Below are 20,919 nucleotides of genomic sequence, written 5' to 3'. Positions count from 1 at the left end.
ATCCTAATAAGTAGGTATTCCACGGGCGACTTGTGTCCGGTATTTTTGTACTGTTGATTTGAAATACCGGATAAAGATGAGTTTGCGATGGCGAGCGTTCCTGTTATCGAATTGCATTTTTTGCCTCCCGTTAACCGGAATGTCAAATGAGATAGAGAGAAAGAAGGATGAAGCGATTGAGCTGACAGCCAACTATACCGCTGACAACGTATATAATTTTAACGGAGGAATCGAAAGTGGCTATGCCTACCTGGGCATGGCGCAGTTTTGTGTGAATTTCGATACGGAAAAAGCCGGATGGTGGAATGGCGGAACTTTTTATCTGCATGCTACCTCTACGCACGGCGATTCCCCTTCGGCCGATTTGATTGGCGATGTACAGGTCGCTTCGAACATTGAGGCAGGCGATCATACCTTCTTCCAGGAATTCTGGTTTTCTCAGAAGTTGGGACAATTCGAAGTGATTGCCGGACTGCAGGACCTGAATGTAGAATATGCCAATACCGAATATGCCGGCGAATACCTGAACAGCTCGTTTGGGATTCCACCCACCATTTCCTGCAATTTACCAGCTCCGATTTTCCCGTTGACAGCATTAGGCGCATCGGTGAAATGGTCGGCCAATGACAAGTTCACGGTAATGGCAGCCCTGTACGAAGGTTGTTCTACCGGTTTCGATGCCAATCCCCATAACCTGAAATGGAACATCGATAGCAAGGAAGGATTGCTGGCCATTTCGGAAGTGCAGTTGCCAGTCACCCTATCGGGAAATCTGGACGGAACCTACAAGATGGGATTCTATCATTATTTCCCTTCTTCCGGAAACGGGAATACCCCGGCCGAGCAGTCGAAAAGTATCGGCTACTATTTCCTGGGCGACCAAACGCTTTACCAGATGGAAGGACACAACCGTTCGCTGGGATTCTTCACGCAATTGGGAATCGCCCCAACGAAGGACAATCCGGTATCATTTTACATCGGAACCGGAATAAACTATTACGGGGTTTTCAATAAGGATGGTGACGATGTGTTGGGGCTGGCGATTGCTCACGCACACATGGGTGTTATCAAACTGGATGAGACCGCGATTGAATTGACTTATAAGTGCAATGTAACCAATAATATATACCTGCAACCCGATTTTCAGTACATCGTGCATCCGGCGGGAACGGACGTTGAACTGCCGGCAGCGAAAGTCGGGATGATCAGGCTGGGAATTACTTTTTAAGAAAGGGACGGAATATGGAGACGACAGAACTGACGGTTGACCGGTTAGCGAATTTGAGTACCGGTGAATCGGGCGTTATCACGAAAGTGTTGGGACACGGAGCTTTCCGGAAGCGGATTACTGAGATGGGATTTGTGAAAGGGAAAAAGGTACGTGTCATCAAGAATGCGCCGTTGCAGGACCCGGTCGAATACGAAATCATGGGCTACAATGTGTCGTTGCGCCGCAGCGAGGCCAACCTGATTGATGTATTGTCGGGTGCCGAAGCCGACAGTCAAAAGCTGAACGGCTTTAACGGTATTATTTCCGACAACGTACTGAAAAAAACGGCCCACGAAAAAAGTAAGACCATCAATGTGGCACTGGTGGGAAACCCGAACTGCGGAAAAACTTCGTTCTTCAACCAGGCTTCCGGTTCGCACGAACGCGTGGGAAACTACGGCGGTGTCACCATCGATGCGAAGATGGCCCGCATGCGGCAGGATGGTTACCTGATTAACATTACTGACCTGCCGGGAACTTATTCCATTACCGAATATACGCCCGAAGAATTATATGTCCGCTCGCACATCATGGAGCGCATGCCCGATGTGGTTGTCAACGTGGTCGACGCATCGAACCTGGAGCGGAACCTGTTCCTGACAACGCAGCTCATCGATATGAACATCAAGGTGGTGATTGCCCTGAACATGTACGATGAACTGGAGAAGAAAGGCGCCCGGTTGAAGTTCCGCGAGTTGGGCGAGATGCTCGGTATCCCGATTATCCCAACCGTTGCCGTGAAAGGGCAGGGCATTAAAAATCTGATGCGAAAAGTAATTGATGTGTACGAAGACCGCGACCCGATTGTGCGCTACGTGAACATCAATTACGGACACGATATTGAAAAATCCATCGATGTTCTTAGAAAGGAGCTGGATAAGGATGATCGGTTGGTCGATAAATATTCGTCGCGTTACCTTGCGGTGAAGTTGCTGGAAAACGACCGGACGACCCGTTCGATGCTGAAAAACCGCGATAATTTCGATCGCATTAATGAGCTGACCAATCGCGAAATTGCACGGCTGGAAAAAGCGTTCGGCGAGTCGTCGGAAACAGTGATTACCGATGCGAAGTATGGTTTTGTAGCCGGTGCGCTGAATGAAACTTACGTCGAAAGTCGGGAACGCAAAAGACAGCGCAGTAAAGAGATTGACTACTTTATCACACATAAAATACTGGGCTTTCCCATTTTCCTTTTTGCCATGTGGCTAATGTTTCAGGCTACGTTTACGCTGGGAAATTACCCGATGGAATGGATTGATGCCGGCGTGGGATACATTGGCGACTTTGTGGGAAGCCACATGGCGGCCGGCCCGTTGAAAGATTTGTTAGTCGACGGTGTGATCGGCGGTGTTGGCGGTGTGATCGTCTTTCTGCCCAACATCCTGATTCTGTTCTTCTTCATCTCCTTTATGGAAGATACCGGTTACATGGCGCGTGTTTCGTTCATCATGGACCGGTTGATGCACAAAATAGGGTTACACGGAAAATCATTCATCCCGCTCATCATGGGCTTCGGTTGTAACGTGCCGGCTGTGATGGCCACCCGTACGCTGGAAAACCGGAAGGATCGTATCCTGACGATGATGATTACGCCGTTCATGTCGTGTAGCGCTCGTTTGCCGGTTTATGTATTGATCATTTCCGCGTTCTTTCCGAAAAACCAGGGGCTGATGCTCTTTTCCATCTACATGATTGGTATCATTATGGCCATTGTGGTAGCGCTGGTGCTGAAGAATACGGTTTTCCGCAAAGCAGTCGTTCCATTTGTCATGGAGTTGCCGCCTTACCGGATGCCAACCCTGCGGAACACTTCCATCCACATGTGGCACAAAGGTGTTCAGTACCTGAAGAAAATGGGTGGTGTCATTCTGGTGGCTTCCATTCTGATTTGGGCACTGAGTTATTTTCCCCGGCACGTCGACTACTCGAAGAACTACGATGCCAGCATTGCCCAGGTAGAAAACAGCACTTCGCTGGGTGAAGCGCAAAAGCAGCATCAGGTATCGCAGCTGGAAATGGCCAAAGCTTCCGAGCATCAGGAGCAATCGTACATCGGCCGGATGGGACATGCCCTGGCACCGGTATTGAAGCCACTGGGCTTCGACTGGAAAATCGGGGTCGCTATCCTGACCGGTCTGGCAGCCAAGGAAATTGTGGTGAGTACGATGGGAATTCTTTACCAGGCACAGGATGAGGGCAATTCCGGAACGTTGGTGCAAAAGCTGCAACAACAGACACACACCAGCGGGAAATTGAAAGGGCAGAAAGTGTTCACGCCGTTGGTCGCTTTTGGATTCATGCTCTTTGTGTTGATTTATTTCCCGTGTGTGGCGGTCATTGCAGCCATTAAAAAAGAAGCGAATTGGAAATGGGCCGTGTTCATGATGGTTTATACAACAGCAATCGCCTGGGTAGTGTCTTTTGCCACCTACCAAATTGGAAGTTTATTTGTTTAACCCCCAAAAATCACAAATGATGGTACAAAATATATTGGTTTACGTTATCATTTTTTCAGCGTTTGCCTACATGGTGTACAGCATTGTCAAAAGTTTGCGCTCGAAAGGAGCGTCAGGAGGCTGTGCAGGCTGCAGTGGTTGTGATTTGAAAAATGTGGCCGGCACCAGTGCCTGTCATCATCCGCCCCGGGCGCCACGTGTGGTGGGCAAGAGTCATTCTTGCTGTTCCTGAAAAGAAAAATCAGTGATTTGTTTAGATATACCTGCCTGGCCAATCTGCTCTGCTGAATAGTCGGTCAACTGAAAGAGCAGACCTTAATCGCCTCTCCGGAAACGGAGGGGCTTTTTTTATTTAAAAAAATGCAAATGTCCATGTAACATATTTCCACCTACGGGGTCTTCTTGATAAAACACCTACATTAAGGTGATGAAAAATGAGAATTCTGAATCGTCGTTAATGAACCTAAAAATACACCAGATATGAAAAAGCTTGTTATCCTGTTGTTCCTTTTGCTGCCATTCGCATCGATGGCGCAAAGCAACCCCACCGACTATTTGTTCAATAAATACGCCGGACGTGAGGGAGTGGAAAGTGTGAATGTTCCGCATATGCTTATTTGGTTTGCCCGTTGGTTTGTGGATGATAGCGACCAGGACGCCAAAGAAATTCTGAGTCAGGTAAATTCAGTTCGGGTGATAACCATCGAAGACAAGGATCTGAATAACCGCGTCGATTTTTACACCGAACTTCGGGCCAGCGGCGCTATTGACCAACTGAAGAAGAATTACGAACTGTTACTGGAAACGAATGATCATGGCGACCGTGTTCACATTTTTGCCCGGATGGATAAGATGGATTACATCCGCGAGTTGATCATCATTGTGGGTGGTCAGGAAAATACGTTGGTTTCGATTACCGGGCGAATGGATTTGAAGAAGATTGCCAATCTCGATCGCTCGCTTCACGTGGGCGGAATGAATGAACTGAGCCGGCTTGACACTGCGAAGGTGAAAAAAGTGAACTAACTGATGTAACGATTTCCCGGAAGGGGAGTCATGATAGTGACTGAATCAACGAATCGCTCGTAAGCAATGGATTCCAAAACATTTAAAATAAAAGTTGTCCCGATGTCCGGTAAGCTGCTCCGGTTCGCCGTCCGGTTTCTCCGTGACGATGAACAGGCCCGGGATGTGGTGCAGGAGGTGTTTATGAAGCTTTGGAGTCGCCGGACGGAGTTGGCAGGAGTCGATAACATTGAAGCTTACGCCATGCGGATGACGAGGAATCTGTGCATTGATGAGATACAGAAACACCGGAGTATCTCGCTGGAGCAAATGAAGACTCGAAACGAGTGGATTTCGGACATGAAGCAGGCCGATGAGGTGGCAGAACACAAGGATTCGGCCCGGTTGGCGAAAGAAATTATCGACCAGTTGCCGGAACAACAGCGCGCCGTGATTCACCTGCGGGATATTGAACATTATGAACTAAATGAAATCGCCCGGGTACTGGATATGCAAAACAGTGCCGTAAGGGCCAACCTTTCGAGGGCAAGAAAAAAAGTGCGTGATGAAATGATAAAACGAATCAACCATGGAAACCCGAAGAGCAGAAATATTACTGGAAAAGTACTTTGAGGGGCTGAGCTCCTTACAGGAAGAGCAGGAGCTTCGGGACTTTTTCCGGGAGAACCGGGATTTGCCGGAAGCGTTGGAAATGAATCGGCCGTTCTTTGAAGGACTGGATGAGCCGGTAGATGAGATGAAAGAACTGGCTTTCGCCGAACGGATTACCGGTGCTATAGAAAAGCGCGAACGGATTATTCAGCGGAAGCGTTTTACACACCAGTTTACCTGGATGGCAGGTATTGCCGCAGCCATTATTGTGGTGCTTTTAGCTCTGAATATCTGGAACAACCAGCAAATGCAACAGAACCAGCTGGCAATGAACGTGCCGGAAAATCCGAAGCAGGCATACGAAATGAGTATGGACGCACTGAAATATGTGTCGGTGAACTACAACAAGGGGATTCAGCAATTGAATAAAATTCCTGATTTGGAAAAAGATACGAAGCCGCTTTACCAGGCGTTGGAATTGTATGGTAAGGGGTATGCACAAATGAATGTAATCGTGAATCTGAAGATAAAACAATAAGCCATGAAAAAACTATTTATTATCCTGTTGATGTTACTGCCATTTCAGATGATGGCACAGGATGCAGTCGATAAGTTATTTGACAAATATTCTGGTAAGGATGGTTTCACTACCGTGAATATTTCAGGAAAATTACTGGGTATGGCGTCTCAGTTCGAGCAGGACGACAAGGAAGCCCAGAACATGTTGTCGAGCCTTACGGGAATTCGTATCCTTTCGGTGGACGACGAAGCCTTGAACAAATCGCTCAACTTCTATGATGAATTGAACAAAGACCATTTCTTTGACAAAATCAAAGGAGAATATGAGTTGCTGATGGATGTGAAGGAGAAAGGTCAGGTCGTTAAGTTCTACGTCAAAGAAAATAAAGAGAAACGGATATCTCATTTGCTGATGGTGGTTGGTGGCGACGATAATGCCCTTATCAGTATCTCCGGAAACCTTGATATGAATGAGATTGCCAAAATCGGGCAGGGCGTTCACATCGGCGGACTGGAACACCTGAATGATATAGAGAAGGGGGAAAAGGGAGAGAAGCCCGAAAAGAAATAAGCCTTGATAAAATCAACAAACAGTAAGAAGGCCCTGCCATAATTGGTGGGGCTTTTCTTTTTGGCAAAAAGAAACCCGGAAAATATTTCCGGGTTTGGTATGATGATAAGACGATTTAGCGTCTTCTTTTTCGGTCGTTTCTTTTGCGGAAATCACCTCCGCCTCCGCTTCTGCCACGCCGGTCACCATTGAAGCGTTGCTTCTGTTGGGGGCGCTCGTCCGATTCGGTAGCCACGACTGGAATACCGTCGAAGGTCAGCTTTTTAGCCTGTTGAACAAATGAACCGGCCTGTGTGCTGTCGATTTCCACGAACGAGAAGTTGCGGAGCAAATCGATGCGGCCTACTTCCAGGTTACGTTTCCCGGTGGCCCTTACAGCAATGGCGATCAAATCTTTCGGACTCAATCCTTTTTTGCTTCCGATATTGATATGGAAACGGGTCATCGGGATATTCTTTTCGTTGTGGTTATCCCGCTTGTTGCGTTGTCTGCCGTCCCGACCTTCTCTTCCTGCCGGAGCTTCTACCGCATTCAAATCATCGGTTTCACGGTAGTATTTTAACAGCTGGTTGAACTCCATCGACACGAAATGCTTGATAAGCTCTTCGCGGGTGAGTCCTTCCAGTTTCTCGTGAATGGCCGACATGTACCCTTCAATCTGGGAGTCGTCCACTTCTGTTTCGGCCACGCGGTCGATGTAATGCAACAGCTGTCGCTCACAGATAGCTTCTCCGCCAGGAACCGGTTTTTTCTCGAATTTCTTACCGATGGTTTTCTCAATCATCCGGATTTTTCCCTGCTCCTTCATATGAATGATGGAGATGGAAGTCCCGGAGCGTCCGGCACGACCGGTACGACCGCTTCGGTGCGTATAATTCTCGGTATCGTCCGGTAAATTATAGTTGATAACGTGAGTCAAATGATTCACATCCAGTCCGCGGGCGGCCACATCAGTAGCAACCAGCATTTGCACGCCGCGTGTGCGGAATTTCTCCATCACGAAATCGCGCTGTGCTTGAGACAAATCTCCATGCAGGGCTTCGGCGCTGTAATTATCCTGAATTAGCTTGGCTGCCACATCTTTGGTCTCCATCCGGGTACGACAAAATACGATGCCGTAAATATCAGGATGGAAATCCATGACCCGTTTGAGCGCCGCATAACGGTCGCGGGCATGCACCATATGATAGATGTGATTTACATTATCGGCGCCTGCATTTTTCTTTCCTACCGTGATTTCCACCGGCGAAGTCATGTATTTCTTCGCAATAGTTGCGACCTCTTTCGGCATCGTGGCCGAGAAGAGCAACGTGTGCTTGGTTGACGGTGTTCCAGCCAGAATGGCATCCAAATCTTCCTGGAAGCCCATGTTCAGCATTTCGTCTGCTTCGTCGAGAACCAAAATATCAATGCTTGACAGATCGACTTTTCGCCTGCGAACCATGTCGTGCATACGTCCGGGGGTCGCTGTAATAATCTGCGGTCCCTTCTTCAACGCACGAATTTGCGGCTCGATGGCAGCACCACCATATACCGAAACAATATCCACCTTCGGAAGGTATTTCGCGTAAAGCTCCATTTCGCGGGCTATCTGTACGCACAACTCACGGGTTGGACTTAAAATCAGTACCTGGGGCACTTTCACATCGGTGTCGATGCTCTGCAATACCGGTAGTCCAAAAGCAGCGGTTTTACCGGTTCCGGTCTGTGCAAGACCAACCATATCGCCGGGTGACTGTAAATAGTGTGGAATAATTTTCTCCTGAATCGGAGAGGGTTCTTCAAATCCCAGTTCTTGGATCCCTTTGATAATCCGGGGGTCCAGGCCCATTTCTTCAAATTGTATCATGTAAAAATTTTAATTGGGCCTTCCCGCTTTAATCGAACCGTTAAACCAAGTCTGCCACAAATCATTAACTCTTTTCCAACCTATCGGGAAAAGTCGGGCAAATGTACAACGATTTTTCATTAAATATGAGCGAATTGCCAATCATATTTGGGAAGACGGCAAATCATAACAATTAAGAGAGATTGAGGACGCTGTTATGTTTTATCAGGCGCAATGAAAAGAGAGAAAAAAGGCCACTATCCCGAGTGACCTTTGAAATTCGGTGCTTTAAAAATCAAAATTGTTTGGGTCGGGGCCATTGCGTTCACCTTTGTCCAGGCTATCGAGTGTTTTCATCTCTTCATCAGTCAGCGAGAAATCGAAAATATCGGCATTACTAACAATGCGTTCCTTGTGGACCGATTTCGGAATGGTGATTACTCCTTTCTGCAGGTCCCAGCGTAAAATCACTTGGGCTGTACTTTTTCCGTACTTCTCTGCGATGGCTTTAATTTGGGGCAGGTCCAGCACTTTCCCCTGCATCAGCGGACTCCATGCTTCGTGGCGGATATTATTTTTCAGGCAGAAATCAACCAGTTCCTGTTGCACTAACCTTGGGTGAAATTCCACCTGGTTGACCATCGGCATGATTTCCGCATCCTGCATCAAATCTTCGAGGTGATGTTGCATGAAGTTGGAAACACCAATCGCGCGCACTTTCCCGTCCTTGTATAGTTTTTCGAGCGCTTTCCAGGTGTCCTTGTACTTTCCGCTCACCGGCCAGTGAACCAGGTACAGGTCAAGGTAATCGAAGCCCAACTTGTTCATGCTGGTGTCAAAAGCTTTCAATGTTTGGTCGTATCCCTGGTCGGAGTTCCAGACCTTAGAAGTAACAAACATTTCCTTCCTATCGATACCGCTTTCGCGGATAGCCTGTCCCACGCCTTTTTCGTTGCGGTACAACGCTGCCGTATCTACATGGCGATAACCAGCTTCGATAGCCCACTTCACCGCGTTCATTACTTCTTCACCTTCTTCCGACTGGAAAACACCCAATCCGAAATAGGGCATTTCCACTTTGTTACTCAACGTAACGGTTCCTTGTAAATCAGTAATATCCATATGATTTAATCATTTAATATTTGATGTCTTCTATGAAAACTAACAGTAGAATTGCTGAAATGTTAACGAAAGGCAGGGGAAAAAGAGGTAGGCTCAGGATGTTTGTGAAACATTCAACACTGAAGATAGCGCGGTTTAGGGTGGAATTACTGACGCCGGATGATCTTCTTTAGTTGAGCCGGATCATAGTAATACTTCTCTTTGTATTCCCTGTATTTTTCCGACACATCCGGTGCTTCCAATACAAACTCCGACCAGTCATACAATTGCCAGCCTAGGCCGCGTGAAATGGTTTCCCGGTCGGTTGCATTCTCCAGTTCTTCACGGTAGTGATGCCCCATGTAACGAATTCCGGTAGTTACAATACCGATGGCACTTTTATGTTTGTAATCGATGATGTGTGCCAGCTCATGACCAAACAGACCAACCAGGGCATGAAACGGTACCTCAGAAGGTAAGAGGCCATCTTCATTTTTTACCTTGGTATCGAGAAAAATACAGTATACCCGTTTCCCTTTACCGTGAAACAGAAAGTCCATCCGTGGCCGGGTAGCCATCGTTGTTTTGATGTTCTTTTCCCGGAAAATGATGCGGGTGTTTTTCAGTTCGGGATAATAGCTGAGTGCAATCCGGGCTGCTTTGCGGTAGGTGAGCGGTAGTTCGTCAACCGACTTGAATTTTTGATGTTTCTTTTCCGTGTGCAGCATTCTGGAATCTTTTCCATTCTTATGCACGGAATTTTGCCCTCGAGCCTGCGAAACAACAGGAATCAACAGAAGGAAAAATATGGCGGCGACGAATTTTCTCATTGTGCCTCCGTTCCTTTTTTGTCTTCGTTAATCCGGCTCTCATCTTCCTTTACGTGTCCCCAGTTTTCTCCCGACTTGATGCGATAGAGCTGCATCTCACTGATGCCAAATTGTTTGGCGATCATCTTCATGCGGGTTTTTCGGTTCGGATCGAAAATCTTCTTTTTGATGAGCAACACCTGCGTGGAAGTCAGTTTGTGTCCCTTTTGAGTTTTCCGGGCTTTCTTCTTTTCCCGTCCTTCCAGCACGGCCGGATTGGCCTGTTGATGAGCGATCATTTCAGATTTAGTCGCCCACCGCAGATTGTCGATGTGGTTATTCTGTTTGTTGTAATCGAGATGGATAATGTGTGTTTTTCCATCACGAGTTTCTTCCAGGAAATATTCGCCAACCAGTTTATGGATGTAAAATGTTTTGGGTTTCCCGAAAGGGCGAAGCGGAAGTGATGGATAACCACCAATCAATCCGCCTTTTCGCAGTTCTCCATCGTTTTTCAGCGATTCAGTAAAACTGGCTATCCTGCCGTAACTGGAAATGGCATAACGCATGCGGAGGGCGCCCTCATCCATGTTTATCTCTTTCCACTTTTCGCCGGGATAGTTTTTAATCATGATTTACCGCTATTTTTTTCGCATAAATATCTGAATCGGGACTCCGGTGAAATCAAAGTTTTCCCTGATTTTATTTTCCAGGTACCGTTTGTACGGGTCGCGAACATATTGCGGCAAGTTGCAGTAGAACGCAAAGGCCGGAGAATAAGTCGGAAGCTGGGTTACATATTTAATGCGAATGTATTTTCCTTTGTAAGCTGGCGGCGGATAAGCCTCGATGGCTTTCAGCATAACATCGTTCAATTTTGAAGTGGGAATGCGTTGTGTCCGGTTGTCGTACACATGCAGAGCTTCTTCGAGTGCTTTGAAGATACGCTGCTTGGTGACTGCCGACGTGAATACAATCGGGATGTCGGTATACGGTTCAAAACGCTCCAGAACTTTCCGGCGGAATTGCTCCATCGTGTGGTTATCCTTTTCAATCAGGTCCCATTTGTTTACAGCGACCACTACCCCTTTTTTATTCCGGGCAATCAGGTTGAAGATATTGACATCCTGACCTTCCACACCCCGCGTAGCATCGAGCAGGAGAATACATACATCGGCATCTTCGATGGTGCGGACGGAACGAAGCACGGAATAGAATTCGAGATCTTCCCGTACATTTTTCTTCTTCCGCAATCCGGCCGTATCGATGAGAATAAAGTCGTAGCCGAACTTGTTGTAACGCTGTGAAACAGAATCGCGGGTGGTTCCGGCAATGTCTGTAACAATATGGCGCTCTTCCCCGACAAGTGTGTTGATGGTCGATGATTTTCCTACGTTGGGTCGTCCAACGATCGCAATTTTGGGAATAGTTTCCTCTTCCTCATCTTCTGCATCTTTCGGCAGGATATTCACTACTGCATCGAGCAGGTCTCCGGTTCCGGAACCATTCACGGATGAAACAGTATATACTTCATCCAGACCGAGTGCATAGAACTCTGCCGCCTCGAGAGCACGTTGGTGATTATCGACTTTATTGGCCACCAGAACCACCTTTTTACTTACCCGACGAAGCATTTGTGCTACCGACTCATCCAAATCGGTAATGCCGGCTTCCACATCTACCACAAACATGATGACATCAGCCTCTTCGATGGCCACATGCACCTGTTCGCGGATGCTCTCTTCAAAAATATCATCGGAGCCGGAAACATAACCTCCGGTATCGATGAGCGAAAACTCCACGCCATTCCACAGCACCTTACCGTAAAGACGGTCGCGGGTTACGCCAGATTCATCATCCACAATGGCCTTCCGTGATTCGGTCAATCGGTTAAAAAGGGTCGATTTTCCCACGTTGGGCCGTCCAACTATAGCTACTATATTGCTCATTTAATGGTCTTCCTGTTTATTGAAACTCGTATCCGAAGTTTCTCAGCATGTTCTCTTTGTCGCGCCACTCTTTGGCGACTTTCACGTAAAGCTGCAAAAATACTTTTTTCCCGAAGAATTCTTCCATGTCCTTGCGGGCCTCGGTTCCCACTTTTTTCAAGGCTTTCCCCTGGTGCCCGATGATGATTCCCTTCTGACTGTCGCGGGCTACATAAATCACGGCGTCAATGCGGAGAATTTTTTCTTCGTCCTTGAATGACTCTACTTCGATTTCCACCGAGTAAGGAACCTCTTTCTGATAGTTCAACAGTATTTTCTCACGAATAATCTCCTGCGTGAAGAAGCGTTCGTTCCGGTCGGTCAGTTCATCCTTTGGGAAGAAAGGAGGGCCTTCAGGTAACAATTGCAGGATACGATCGAAAATAACATCTGTATTGAAGTTCTCAGTAGCAGACATGGGAATCACTTCGGCCTTTGGCAACAATTCGCGCCAGCGCTCCATCTTTTCCACCACTTGTTCCTGGTTCGACAAGTCGATTTTATTCACCAGCACCAGCACCGGAACATCCGTCTCACTGATTTTTTCGATGTATTCTTTATTTTTCTCGAAATCTTCCACAACGTCGGTGACATAGAGGATGATATCCGCATCGACGAGAGCCGTCGAAACGAATTTCATCATTGATTCCTGCAACTTGTAATTCGGTTTCAGGATACCGGGCGTGTCGGAGTAGATGATCTGAAAATCCTCACCGTTCACAATTCCCTTGATGCGGTGACGCGTCGTCTGCATCTTCGACGTGATAATGGATAGCTTTTCACCCACCATCGCGTTCATCAGGGTTGATTTTCCTACATTCGGATTTCCGATAATGTTGACAAATCCGGATTTATGTCCCATACGTTTACTCTTCTTAAAATTTTGGTACAAAGATAATAATATCGCTTTATCCCGGCATCGGTTATCGGTAGCCGGAAGAATATTCATTTTGTCTTAACAATATATCTGACTACTGTTTCTGGAAATTCAGGAACAGCCCGATTTTGAATGCCCAGTTGTCTGAACTATTTGGCAATGCATAAGGACCGTATCGGTAGTAAACACCCAGACCATAACTCAGCAAGCCCGTTGGTAACAGGTTGTCCAGTTCGAGTCCGGACTCCAGGTATCCTTTGCGGAAATCGACTGCGGACGGTTGGTAAGCATTTCGGTACTTGTCGTCCAGTTTTCCAACTCCGGCATTTTGAACCAGCAGGATTTCCGGGTGAAACCCTGTGTTGCTATGCATGAACAGTTTGCCCAGACTTTGCCGGATGAAAACAGCGGCATATTGGTTAGAGATGAACTCATTCATGCGCATGGTCGCAAAAGAGTAGGGGGCCAGTAACGCAAAGTTAGATGTGTAACTTCCGTTACCGTTGAACAGTTCTGGGTACGGAACATCGCCGGTTACGTCTCCCGCTTTAATTGTCAGATGTGTTGCACCGGAGGGGGTCAGCATGAACTTCATCCGGCCTTTCAGCTCCAGTTTGGTATATGAGTGTTGCCCGTCGAGCCAGGGAACGCCCCGGTAGGCATTCAGGAACCACTCACTTGCTGCCGGCTTGAAAGTATAGATGCCGTCGGGTGCTTTGTAGGTTTTTTCGCCCGGAGCAAACCTTAACTGAATACCAACGCGACTGAGTTTATATTTCTGAACGGAATCAGCTCCAATCACGCTGAAGCGGTTGTCGGAAGCGTCACCAGTCAGCTGAATTTTTAATGTTTGCAAAGGTCGGAACAGAAATTTAGCCGAATAGCGACGGGTGGCATACATGTGTCGTATGAGGAGGTCGCGAAAAAATTCCGGTTGAAACAAATCCCGCTTTTCCAGAAAATCATTGCCGCCGATTTCCATGTTTTCATCCTGGTAGCTGAACTGCAATCGCAAATCACGGTAGCCGGATGGAAACAGGTTCAGCCACTCTCCATGGCGTATTTTTTTATCCTGAAAACCGTACGTTCCGTATCCTCCAATGCTGAAATAGCGGGAAAGCCCGGAATTGGTTTCGAGCCCAAGGCCGAGCTTGAGGCCTTCGTAACGGTTGTAACTCACCAGTCGTTTCCAGTCCCAGTCGATCGGTCCCAGCGGTACTTTTCCATTGATGACGGATTTGAAGGTTTGCAATTTTTGCTCCAAATGGCTCGCCCGTCCCAGGCTGTCGATTACCCGGTACGTCTCGGCGTCGAGCGGACTGGTATGACTTTCCCGGAATTGCTGCAAATTGGCCGGAAGCGGTTGTTTGTCTCCTGAAAAGGTAACAGCATTCTTCGGGAAGTCCTTCGCTGTAAAAACGGGGTTTGCCTCCCGCTGCATCAGGTAGGTTCGGCTTTTCCCGACCAGCTGTACTTTGTTTAGCGTACTGTCCGACGATTTGGCGCCGGGCAATTCGTTCAGATGGAATTTCAGTTCAGTGTCCAGTTCCAGTGGGAACCAGTGTCCATCAGGCAGGCGGTTATATTTTTGGCGGATGTTGATTTCCGGCGTGCCTTTCTCTAAATGTGCCGGTCGTGAAAGAAATGTTTCGACGGCGTAGCCATTGCTGTTGATGTGCAGCGTTCCGGTCATTCCGTTGAAGTTCCTGTTTTTCCTCGGCTGAAAGGAAATCACGAAAAGAGAGTCACCTTCCGGTGAATAGAGTGTATCGCGCAGCAGGAATAGGTAATTCCGGATGGCATTCCGGCTAAGCGGTGATAGGAACTCCTGGTTGAGCAGTTGGAATTGATTCCGGTAAACGGAAAAAGACTGCAACTGTGTAGCCAGCAGCATGAATGACGGATTCTGAATTCCGGATACACGGGATTGTAAAATCTCTTCGTGCTCGCGATTTGGCTTTTCGGCATTTTTCCGGCTAACGGTTTCTATCAAAAAGAGGTGTTGTTTTTTCGATCGTTGAAGTAACCGAATGGCTGTTGTGTCAGTCGGGAACAGTGTTTTTTTTGTTGGTTCGGTCGTAATCCAGAAACGATTGTAAGCGGTGTAGCGATATCCATTCAAATCATCAGGATCGTTTTGTTTCCGGTTACGAAGAACTTTCTCCATAATGGTCTCAGCCGGATTCTTTCCGGGAAAGACATTTACAGCTTGTAATTGGATTTCGGCTGGCAGTAAGCGAATAATCAGAGGCTTTTGCAGCAAATGCTGTTTGTCGAGATACTGCGTGCGGTAGCCCATGTAACTCACCCGAAGGTAGGCCGCTTTCGCGGAAGGGACGGTGAAGTAGCCGTCGATGTTGCTTACCGTTCCTTCCTGCCGGGAATTGTACACGATATTGACAAAAGGAAGGGGTTCACCCGTTTCTTCATCGAACACCCGTCCGGAGATAGTTTGGGCATGCAACGGTAGGGCAAGCAATAAGGTCCACCCGGTGATGACTAATCTAATAATTCGGTTAATCTTCGAGTTCGTTAAGCTCATGAAGGGTGTCCTTCAGTTGTTGGTGATATTTCCCGTAAAGGTTTTTGAATCCCAGGTGGAATATAAAGGTAAGAATAGCGACAAAAACGCCGAGGATGAATAGCATGATAATGATAACCAATGCGACCAGCATGAACGAATCTCCCAGCGTTTCACTCACAGAAGTATACCCATGATACATTCCGATGGCAAAGGAGAGGCCCGCCTCGAAGATGAACAGAAAAAGTGCCAGGTAGAACTGTTTTTTGAAGGTCCCCAAAACAATCAGCAACTTGTTGAGTGCTGTGGGTAAGTGGTCGGCAGCCAGGTGCGGGACGTTTACCCGGTAATATTTCCAGGCAAATGAGATAAAAGTAAAGGCAATGAAAATGCTGACAATCCATCCGGAGAACAATAACCAGACCGGTGGTTGAGGTACCTCTTCGAACAGACCATTGTTCAGTATCGAATTGGGCAGCAGCTTATCGATGAAAGTTAGTAATATGAAGAGTGCCAGTAAGCCAAAACCGATTTTTACATTCCGGTCGAGCCGGGAAATAATGCCTTTGCCCCGATTAGACAAAATTTCCCTGAGCTGGTCTTCTTCAAGCCTGTTTTCATCAGCCGAGCGATCGGCCACTTTCTTCCACGCTGTTTTCAGTTCGGATAGTTCCATCAGGCATCCACGTTTAAAATCGCTTTCAGTTTTTTCTTAATACGGTTCATTTTCACCCGGACGTAGTTCTGGGTAATTCCCGTAATTTCAGCTATCTCTTCGTATTTTTTGTCCTCCAGATAAAGCAGAATGATCGATTTTTCCACCCCTGTCAACTGTTCAATCGCTTTATGGAGCAACTTTAGATTCTCCTCAAATTCATAGTCATACTCTTCCGCAGCCAGTTGAAAATTAACCGATTCAACCTGGTTGCCCAACGGATGACGCGATGCCTTCTTAAAAGCTGTAATGGCCGTGTTCAGAGCAACGCGGTACATCCATGTGGAGAATTTCGATTCGTTACGGAAGGATTCGTACGACTTCCATAGCTGAATCAGGATTTCCTGAAAAAGATCTTTTCGATCCTCGGGATTATCACAGTAAATGCCTGTGACCTTGTGTATGATTCCCTGGTTATCAGATATTTTTCGCAGAAATTCCCGATCCAATTTGCTAAAGTATAAGTCTTACCTGTGAAGTTTGAATTACACTAAGATAGACGAAAAATGAAAATCTGCCTTAAAATGAGCCCATTTTTAGGAAGTTAACTTCGTCTTCAGATAGAAAGCGCCATTTGCCACGAGGCAGGTTTTTCTTGGTGAGTCCGCAGAAATAGACGCGATCAAGTTTCTCAACTTTATATCCCAGGTGGGCGAAAATGCGTCGAACCACGCGGTTTTTACCCGAGTGAATCTCGATTCCTACCTGCTTTTTATCTTCCGGTTCCACGTAACTAACCGAATCGGCGGCCACAAAGCCATCTTCCAGCGTTACTCCATCGACAATTTGCTGCAGGTCGTTTTTGCTGACGTTTTTGTCAAGATGAACGTGATAGATTTTTTTGCGGTTGTATTTTGGATGAGTCAACCGTTTGGTCATTTCGCCATCGTTGGTGAAAAGCAGCAGTCCCGTCGTTGTTTTGTCGAGTCGTCCTACCGGATAAACTCGTTCCGGGCAGGCACTTCTTACCAGGTCCATCACTGTTTTGTCCGCGTGCGGGTCATCAACGGTCGTGACAAAACCTTTCGGCTTATTCAGTAAAACGTAAACTTTTCGCTCAGCGGAAATGCGTTGACCGTTAAAGCGTACATCGTCGCCGGGTTTTACACGAACGCCCATTTCAGTCACCGGTTTCCCGTTAACGGTTACCACGCCTGAAGCGATAAAAGTATCGGCTTCTCTTCGTGAGCAAATGCCGGCATTGGCAATAAAACGGTTGAGGCGAATACTGCCGTCATCTTCCCGCTTGACACTCTGGATGCGGTCGGTACGACCGGCACGTTTGTTTCGTAGGTTTTTTTCACCAAACCGGCCACGGATCACTTTTCCGTCTTTGTTCATGTAGCGATCGGAATCAGGTCGCTCTACACCTCTTCCACTGGTTCTTCTCTGGCGGCGTTCTCCTCTTTCTTCACTTTTTCCGGAGAAACGATCGTTCTTGCGATAGGTGGAATTGTCGGAGCGGCGGTTGTCACGGCTGAAGCGCGATTCATTGCGCTCTCCTCTTTCTCTTCGTTCCGGACGTTCTGTTTTGGAAAAACGTCCCTGACTTCCTTTTCTTTCGGATTTTTCATTTTCCGAAAACCGGTTGCGTTGTCCTCCCCGGGCGGGGCTTTCACTCTTGCCAAACCGGTTGTTACTTCTTCCTCCGACGGTCCGCTTTTGAGGGCGGTCCTGTCCTCTTTCTCTTTTTGTCATTTCAGTATGTTCTGTGAACTGTTTTAAAATCGCTGCAAAGATCGAAAAAAATCGGATATGGCATTAGAAATTATGGCGTTTAAATGTATTTAACATGAAAATAATATGTAATAAAATGTAAAGTTAATCAATTAGTTAGGTTATTGAGAGTTCTTTCTGGAAAGATTCGTCTCGCTTGAAGCAAAACCAAGGCCCGAAGATAAGGCAATATGGAACCCCGTTTTTTCTTTGAAATGAAACCCTTTTTCGGCAATTTTGCTCATTCAATCCAAAACAAAACAATCCACTTTTATGACACTGATAAAATCCATTTCAGGAATACGGGGCACCATTGGTGGAGTGCCCGGCGAGGGATTAAGTCCGCTCGATGTAGTGAAATTTACGGCAGCCTATTGTACCTGGGCGAAGAATAATCAAACAGGAAAAGGGAAACTGCGCATCGTAGTTGGGCGGGATGCCCGAATCTCGGGGAAGATGGTTGATTCGTTAGTGTCCGGAACCCTTTTGGGAATGGGAGCCGACGTGATCAATATTGGTTTGGCGACAACTCCGACTACCGAATTGGCGGTTACCGCAGAAAATGCTGACGGCGGAATTATTCTGACAGCCAGTCATAATCCCAAACAATGGAATGCGCTGAAATTATTGAATAACAAAGGAGAATTCCTCGATGATGCTGCTGGTAAAACGGTGTTGAGTATTGCTGAGAAAGAAGATTTTTATTTTGCTGAAGTGGATGATTTAGGAGTGGAAACAGTGAAGGATTACACTAAACATCATGTTCAGCACGTACTGGATCTCGATTTGGTGGATGTGGAAGCTATTCGGGCAGCGAAATTCAAAGTAGCTGTCGATGCCGTCAACTCTGTTGGCGGGGTTGCTGTTCCAGCTATGTTGAAAGCGCTGGGCGTGATCGATGTGGTCGAAATCAACTGTGAGCCACACGGGCATTTTGCTCACACCCCTGAACCTATTCCGGAAAATCTGCAGGAAACCTCGGCGATTATTCTGGAAAAAGGCGTGGATATCGGTTTTGTTGTCGATCCGGATGTAGACCGGTTGGCCATCATCAACGAGGATGGGAGTATGTTTAACGAAGAATATACATTGGTGGCGGTTGCCGACTATGTACTGAGTCAAACGCCCGGCAATACGGTTTCCAATTTGTCTTCTTCAAGGGCACTGCGCGATATCACCGAAAAACACAATGGTAAATATGCTCCTTCAGCTGTTGGCGAAGTGAATGTCACTACCCTGATGAAAGAAACCGGAGCGGTGATCGGTGGAGAAGGAAATGGCGGAGTTATCTATCCGGCCAGTCATTACGGCCGCGATGCCTTAGTCGGCATTGGTCTGTTCCTGACGCATCTGGCCAAATCAGGGAAAAAATGTTCTGAACTGCGGGCTGAGTATCCCAATTATTTCATCTCGAAGAATAAGATTGAACTGACACCTGATATCGATGTGGATGCCGTGTTGGTAGCTATGAAGGAAAAATACCAGCACGAGCAGGTGACCGATGTGGACGGTGTAAAGATTGATTTTGCCGACGAGTGGGTGCATTTACGCAAGTCGAACACCGAACCGATTATCCGGGTTTATTCCGAAGGTAAAAGCATGGAGAAAGCAGAAGCGCTGGCAGAGAAAATTATGGGTGAAATAAAAGCGATAGTGGCTAACTAATTACCTTAGTTCGATTAAGATATAGGAGAGCTGATTCCGTTGTCATAAATGGAGTCGGCTTTTTCTTTTTATAAAAGTCTTTCAACCGAGCTCTTCTTATTTCTAATGAATAAAGATAAGCTCAGGGATGAATGAAACATGCGGATTTCCCTGTAAAGCAGTAATGTTGCTACCTTATTTCATTTCGAAAGCGGAGTAAAAATCCTTTTGATTACATCCTATTCTGGTTATATTTGTTTGCTTTTTAGAAAAAGTATAGAAACTGATTGATAACTGAATTCTTAATTGCAAGGTTTATGAAAGTTACTGTAGTAGGTGCAGGAAATGTTGGCGCAACTTGCGCCGATGTATTAGCTTACCGCGAAGTGGTAAACGAAGTAATTCTGGTCGATATTAAAGAGGGACTGGCAGAAGGAAAAGCCCTCGATATTTGGGAAAAAGCTCCCATCAATGTATATGATACCCGCACGGTAGGTGTATCGAACGATTATTCCAAGACCGCTGGTTCGGATGTAGTTGTTATTACATCAGGACTTCCGCGTAAACCGGGGATGAGCCGCGACGACCTGATTGAAACCAATGCAGGTATCGTGAAATCGGTTACTGAGAATGTGATCAAGTATTCTCCGGAGGCAATTGTTATTATTGTATCCAACCCGTTGGACGTAATGACTTATCAGGCACATCTGACATCAAAATTCCCGCGTTCCAAGGTGATGGGAATGGCTGGTATTCTGGATACAGCTCGTTATCGTGCGTTCCTGGCTGAAGCATTGAATGTTTCACCGAAAGAAATTCAGGCAGTTCTGATGGGAGGTCACGGTGATACCATGGTTCCGCTGCCTCGTTATACTACCGTTGCCGGTATTCCGGTTACGGAATTGATTGACAGTGAAAAACTGGATGCTATTGTACAGCGCACCAAAACAGGTGGTGGCGAATTGGTAAAACTGATGGGTACCTCTGCATGGTACGCTCCGGGTGCAGCTGCCGCACAAATGGTTGAAGCGATTGTAAAAGATCAGCGTCGCGTATTCCCGGTTTGTGTAAAACTGGAAGGCGAGTATGGTATCGACAACTGCTACCTTGGAGTACCGGTTATTTTGGGTAAAAACGGTATCGAGAAAGTGATTGAGCTCGAACTGAACGAAGATGAAATGGCTATGCTGAAAGAGAGTGAAGGCCATGTTCGCGAAGTAATGAGTGTTCTCGATAAACTGAACAACAAGTAATCAATACATATTTATATGGAGAGGGGAACTG

At 46.8% G+C, this 20,919-nt stretch carries 19 protein-coding genes; 9 read left to right on the top strand and 10 right to left on the bottom strand.

Going from position 1 to position 20,919, the window contains the following annotated elements; genetic code table 11:
* Positions 1-139 precede the first annotated feature (139 nt).
* From CLV93_RS02420 to CLV93_RS02390, 7 genes are all read left to right on the top strand, one after another.
* Positions 140-1,228, top strand: a complete 1,089-nt coding sequence (locus CLV93_RS02420; protein WP_170108843.1) for a carbohydrate porin — start codon at positions 140-142, stop codon at positions 1,226-1,228.
* 14 nt (positions 1,229-1,242) lie between these two features.
* Positions 1,243-3,729, top strand: coding sequence for a ferrous iron transport protein B (feoB, locus tag CLV93_RS02415; protein WP_106540560.1), 2,487 nt, complete (start codon positions 1,243-1,245; stop codon positions 3,727-3,729).
* A 16-nt stretch (positions 3,730-3,745) separates the two neighbouring features.
* A complete protein-coding gene (locus tag CLV93_RS02410) occupies positions 3,746-3,961 on the top strand; it encodes a FeoB-associated Cys-rich membrane protein (RefSeq protein WP_106540559.1) in 216 nt (71 codons plus the stop codon).
* 248 nt (positions 3,962-4,209) lie between these two features.
* Entirely contained in the window at positions 4,210-4,755 is a 546-nt protein-coding gene (locus CLV93_RS02405) for a DUF4252 domain-containing protein (RefSeq protein WP_106540558.1), read from the top strand.
* 66 nt (positions 4,756-4,821) lie between these two features.
* Positions 4,822-5,367 carry an RNA polymerase sigma factor gene (locus tag CLV93_RS02400; protein WP_106540557.1) on the top strand — a complete coding sequence of 182 codons (546 nt, stop codon included), beginning with the start codon at positions 4,822-4,824 and terminating at the stop codon, positions 5,365-5,367.
* The gene (locus tag CLV93_RS02395; RefSeq protein WP_106540556.1) at positions 5,324-5,884 is read left to right on the top strand and encodes a hypothetical protein; all 561 of its coding nucleotides are present in this window, start codon (positions 5,324-5,326) and stop codon (positions 5,882-5,884) included. Before CLV93_RS02400 ends, CLV93_RS02395 begins: the two co-directional genes overlap by 44 nt.
* Before the next feature lie 3 nt (positions 5,885-5,887).
* Positions 5,888-6,436: a DUF4252 domain-containing protein gene (locus CLV93_RS02390; protein WP_106540555.1), complete on the top strand. Its 549-nt coding sequence runs from the start codon at positions 5,888-5,890 to the stop codon at positions 6,434-6,436.
* Between the two features lie 115 nt (positions 6,437-6,551).
* Here the strand turns inward: CLV93_RS02390 and CLV93_RS02385 are convergent, their stop codons facing one another.
* The 10 genes from CLV93_RS02385 to CLV93_RS02340 all read right to left on the bottom strand — a co-directional run bounded on the left by CLV93_RS02385 (position 6,552) and on the right by CLV93_RS02340 (position 17,973).
* Complete coding sequence (locus tag CLV93_RS02385) at positions 6,552-8,285, bottom strand: DEAD/DEAH box helicase (protein ID WP_106540554.1); 1,734 nt, start codon at positions 8,283-8,285, stop codon at positions 6,552-6,554.
* Positions 8,286-8,552: 267 nt separating this feature from the next.
* Positions 8,553-9,386, bottom strand: a complete 834-nt coding sequence (locus CLV93_RS02380; RefSeq protein ID WP_106540553.1) for an aldo/keto reductase — start codon at positions 9,384-9,386, stop codon at positions 8,553-8,555.
* A 146-nt stretch (positions 9,387-9,532) separates the two neighbouring features.
* Complete coding sequence (locus tag CLV93_RS02375; protein WP_106540552.1) at positions 9,533-10,195, bottom strand: hypothetical protein; 663 nt, start codon at positions 10,193-10,195, stop codon at positions 9,533-9,535.
* Complete coding sequence (locus CLV93_RS02370) at positions 10,192-10,806, bottom strand: HNH endonuclease (protein ID WP_106540551.1); 615 nt, start codon at positions 10,804-10,806, stop codon at positions 10,192-10,194. Before CLV93_RS02370 ends, CLV93_RS02375 begins: the two co-directional genes overlap by 4 nt.
* A gap of 9 nt (positions 10,807-10,815) precedes the next feature.
* Complete coding sequence (gene der, locus CLV93_RS02365; RefSeq protein ID WP_106540550.1) at positions 10,816-12,123, bottom strand: ribosome biogenesis GTPase Der; 1,308 nt, start codon at positions 12,121-12,123, stop codon at positions 10,816-10,818.
* A 16-nt stretch (positions 12,124-12,139) separates the two neighbouring features.
* Positions 12,140-13,024 carry a GTPase Era gene (era, locus tag CLV93_RS02360; RefSeq protein ID WP_106540813.1) on the bottom strand — a complete coding sequence of 295 codons (885 nt, stop codon included), beginning with the start codon at positions 13,022-13,024 and terminating at the stop codon, positions 12,140-12,142.
* Between the two features lie 109 nt (positions 13,025-13,133).
* On the bottom strand, positions 13,134-15,581 hold the full coding sequence (locus tag CLV93_RS02355) for a DUF5686 and carboxypeptidase-like regulatory domain-containing protein (protein ID WP_106540549.1): 2,448 nt from the start codon (positions 15,579-15,581) through the stop codon (positions 13,134-13,136).
* On the bottom strand, positions 15,556-16,236 hold the full coding sequence (locus CLV93_RS02350; RefSeq protein ID WP_106540548.1) for a hypothetical protein: 681 nt from the start codon (positions 16,234-16,236) through the stop codon (positions 15,556-15,558). Before CLV93_RS02350 ends, CLV93_RS02355 begins: the two co-directional genes overlap by 26 nt.
* Positions 16,236-16,724 (bottom strand): RNA polymerase sigma factor, encoded by a 489-nt coding sequence (locus tag CLV93_RS02345; RefSeq protein ID WP_106540547.1) that lies wholly within the window; start codon positions 16,722-16,724, stop codon positions 16,236-16,238. Before CLV93_RS02345 ends, CLV93_RS02350 begins: the two co-directional genes overlap by 1 nt.
* 70 nt (positions 16,725-16,794) lie before the next feature.
* Positions 16,795-17,973, bottom strand: coding sequence for a pseudouridine synthase (locus CLV93_RS02340; RefSeq protein WP_106540546.1), 1,179 nt, complete (start codon positions 17,971-17,973; stop codon positions 16,795-16,797).
* Between the two features lie 291 nt (positions 17,974-18,264).
* On the opposite strand from CLV93_RS02340, the gene glmM reads away from it, so the two are divergent.
* Complete coding sequence (gene glmM, locus CLV93_RS02335; protein ID WP_106540545.1) at positions 18,265-19,656, top strand: phosphoglucosamine mutase; 1,392 nt, start codon at positions 18,265-18,267, stop codon at positions 19,654-19,656.
* A gap of 296 nt (positions 19,657-19,952) precedes the next feature.
* Positions 19,953-20,888, top strand: coding sequence for a malate dehydrogenase (mdh, locus tag CLV93_RS02330; protein ID WP_106540544.1), 936 nt, complete (start codon positions 19,953-19,955; stop codon positions 20,886-20,888).
* Positions 20,889-20,919 lie beyond the last annotated feature (31 nt).

The sequence above is a fragment of the Prolixibacter denitrificans genome (genome assembly GCF_003014495.1).
Lineage (GTDB): Bacteria > Bacteroidota > Bacteroidia > Bacteroidales > Prolixibacteraceae > Prolixibacter > Prolixibacter denitrificans.
The sequence above is the reverse complement of the archived record's forward strand: the minus strand, read 5'-3'. Positions and strand labels throughout refer to the sequence as shown.